Genomic DNA, 2,942 nt, shown 5'->3' on the forward strand with positions numbered 1-2,942 from the left:
GTCCTACCCGCTCGGGCAAGTGACGAAGGTGCAATGCACGGTCGCGGGGCGGGGCTTGATTTTTACTGAGCTGACCTTCTCGGATGGGCGCTCATTGGAAGAGGCCGGCTTTCACCCACGTCTGATGACGGCCATCGCGCATGTCGGCGGGGTCAACGTTGAATACGACCGCCGTTGCCGATCCGAGTTCGGTATCGACGATGCTGCGCGGCTGTCGGCGCCGCCTACGAGCTGATGGCGGCTGCCCTATGATGGCGGGTCGTCGATATGATTCCTCGTTTGACTACCATGCCCGATCCCATCTCGCTCGCGCCCGTCGAGCTTGCCAAGTCGTACCGATTGCTCAACCATGGGCCGACCACGCTGGTCAGCAGTGCGCACAACGGCGTGCGCAACGTCATGGCCGCCGCTTGGGCGATGCCGCTCGACTTTGACCCACCCAAGGTGCTGCTGGTGGTCGACAGCCGTACGCTCACGCGTGAGTTGATCGAAGCCTCCGGCGTATTCGCACTCAATATCCCCACCCGAGCCATTGCCGAGACGACGCTCACCGTAGGCACGCTCTCCGGCCGCGATGGCGACAAGTTCGAAGCGCTCGGTCTCGCCAGCGTACCGGCCCGCACGATCGACGTACCACTGGTGGCGGGCTGCGCGGCATGGCTGGAATGCCGCGTCATTCCAGAGCCGCACAACGAGAAGCGCTACGACCTGTTCATTGCTGAAGTGACGGCCGCCTGGGCAGACCCAGCGTTGTTCAGCAACGGCCGCTGGCACTTCACCGATGCCGGTAGCAAGACGGTGCATTACCTCGCGGGCGGCGCCTTCTTTGAAACGGGCGATGCTTTTAGCGTCGAGGCCAAGCAACCATGAGCGACATCGCCATCCGCCCGTTGGTTGACGATGACGCTGAAGCGTTCAAGGCGCTGCGCCTCCAGGCGATTCAAGATGCACCCACCGCCATCTGGCCGACGCACGATGAAGAGTCCGGGCGCACGCTGGAGGAGACGCGCAATCGCATCCGCACGACCGATCACCAGATCGTGTTTGGCGCGTTTGCGGGGCAAGCGCTGATCGGCATTGCCGGCTTGCGCCGAGAACCGCTCGCGCAAGTCGCGCACAAGGCTGTGCTGTGGGGCGTGTTTGTAGACCCCGCGCACCGGCGGGGTGGTATTGCGGGGCGTCTGTTGGACGCAGCCATTGAACATGCGCGCGCCGCACGCGTGTTGCAGATCCAACTCTGCGTCAATGCCGAAAACCCGCGTGCGCAACAGCTGTATCGCAACGTGGGTTTCGAAACCTTCGGCGTCGAGCGCCGCGCCATGCGTGTCGGAGATCGCTTCTTCGACGAAGAACACATGGCGTTGCGGCTCGACACCTGAGCCGTCAGGCACACGCCATCAGGTCGGCCACGCCCTGGCTGGCCTGCGCACGGATGCTCTCCACATCCAGCCCGCACACCACGCCCTCATCCACCACCACGCGCCCGTTGATGATGCTGGTGCGCACGGTGATCGGCTCGCCCGCCACCACGGGCGCGAGCGCCGGATCGTGGAAGCCGTAGAAGCGCGGGTGGTTGATGTCGTAGAGCACCAGGTCTGCCGCTTGCCCGACCCGCAACGTGCCGACCTCGCCCAAACCCAGCACGCGTGCGCCGCCGGCCGTGGCCCAGTGGATTACCTCTTCGGCCGTGGTGGCGCTGGCGCCCTGTGCTGCGCGGTGGATCAGCCAGGTGGTGTTGACTTCGCCGGTCATGCTGCCCGATTCGTTCGACGCCACGCCATCCACGCCCAACGACACCGGCACGCCGGCCGCCGCCAGCTGCGGCACCGGTGCGATGCCGCTGCCCAGCCGGCTGTTGCTGACCGGGCAGTGCGCGATGCCGGTGCCCGTTTGCGCCAGCATGCGAATCTCCGACGGCTGCAGGTGCACGAGGTGCGCGAACCAGACATCTGGTCCCAGCCACTCGTGCTCGGCCACGAACTCTACCGGCAGGCAGTTGTACTTCTCGCGGCAGAAGCGTACGTAGTTGTCGGTCTCAGACAGGTGCGTATGCATGCGTAGGTTCATGGCGCGCGCCACATGCGCCAACTCTGCCAGCAGAGCCGGCGGCAGCGAGAACGTGGGCGTGGTCGGGGCAACCACCACACGGCGCATCGCGTCGGGCGATGCATCGTGATAGCGGTGCTTGAGGCGTTCGATGTCGGCCAGCATCTGGTCGAGCGTTTCTGGCTGCAGCGCCGTCTTCGAAAATCCCGGATGGCTGTTGGCTGATTCAATCGCGCCGCCACGGCACAACACGAAGCGCATGCCAAATTCACCGGCCACATTGAACAGCATGTCGCCCGACTCGGTGCTGCCGCCAGCGTGATAGAGGTAGTGGTGGTCGGCACACGTGGTGGCGCCTGACAGCAGTAGCTCCGCCATCCCCAAGCGCGCAGCGGTGCGCATCAGCTCCGGCGTGAACAGCGGCAGGCGCGGATATGGCACGCTGGCCAGCCACCCTTGCAGGTCCTGGTTCATGCCTTCCGGCACGGCCTTGAGCAGGTTCTGGAACAGGTGATGGTGTGTGTTGATCCAGCCGGGGTAGACGAGGCAGTCGCTGGCGTCGATCACACGCTCGCCGGGGCGGGGCATGAGGTCGGGGCCCATCTCGGCAATGCGGCTGCCGACGATGCGGATATCGACGGCACCAGCGCGCGCCGCGTCGCCACGCAGCCCGGTCATGACGGCGACGGGGCGGCGGATCAGGATGTCTTGAGGCGTGTTGAGCATGAGGGTTTCCGGTGGAAAATCAGGCGCGGCCGGCCGTTCGCACGATGGACGACGGCACATGCGCTTCGCCGGTGCCATTGAGCAGCAGATTCAGCGCCACCGACACCAGGCAGGCGATGACCACGCCGCTGTGCAGGAACGGTTGCGTCCAGTCGGGCATTTGCTTGAAC

Annotated in this window: 4 protein-coding genes; 3 read left to right on the forward strand and 1 reads right to left on the reverse strand. The window is 65.3% G+C overall.

Annotated elements, in window-relative coordinates; all coding sequences use genetic code 11:
* The 3 genes from JHD73_RS27305 to JHD73_RS27315 form a co-directional block, all read left to right on the forward strand.
* A partial coding sequence (locus JHD73_RS27305; protein ID WP_233177185.1) for a hypothetical protein occupies window positions 1-235 on the forward strand: 235 nt, incomplete at its 5' end.
* A 53-nt stretch (window positions 236-288) separates the two neighbouring features.
* Window positions 289-870, forward strand: coding sequence for a flavin reductase family protein (locus JHD73_RS27310; protein ID WP_233177186.1), 582 nt, complete (start codon window positions 289-291; stop codon window positions 868-870).
* A complete protein-coding gene (locus JHD73_RS27315) occupies window positions 867-1,379 on the forward strand; it encodes a GNAT family N-acetyltransferase (protein ID WP_199033267.1) in 513 nt (170 codons plus the stop codon). The genes JHD73_RS27310 and JHD73_RS27315 overlap by 4 nt, the downstream gene beginning before the upstream one ends.
* A 4-nt stretch (window positions 1,380-1,383) precedes the next feature.
* On the opposite strand, the gene JHD73_RS27320 is transcribed toward JHD73_RS27315, so the two are convergent.
* The gene (locus JHD73_RS27320; protein WP_199033268.1) at window positions 1,384-2,772 is read right to left on the reverse strand and encodes an amidohydrolase family protein; all 1,389 of its coding nucleotides are present in this window, start codon (window positions 2,770-2,772) and stop codon (window positions 1,384-1,386) included.
* Between the last annotated feature and the right edge of the window lie 170 nt (window positions 2,773-2,942).

Origin of the sequence: Ralstonia sp. ASV6, assembly GCF_016429285.1 — a bacterium.
Lineage (GTDB): Bacteria > Pseudomonadota > Gammaproteobacteria > Burkholderiales > Burkholderiaceae > Ralstonia > Ralstonia flaminis.

Excerpts from the sequence above, each read along its gene's own strand:
- JHD73_RS27310 (WP_233177186.1), top strand. The coding sequence starts at position 289 with ATGCCCGATCCCATCTCGCTCGCGCCCGTCGAGCTTGCCAAGTCGTAC.
- JHD73_RS27315 (WP_199033267.1), top strand. The coding sequence starts at position 867 with ATGAGCGACATCGCCATCCGCCCGTTGGTTGACGATGACGCTGAAGCG.
- JHD73_RS27320 (WP_199033268.1), bottom strand. The coding sequence starts at position 2,772 with ATGCTCAACACGCCTCAAGACATCCTGATCCGCCGCCCCGTCGCCGTC.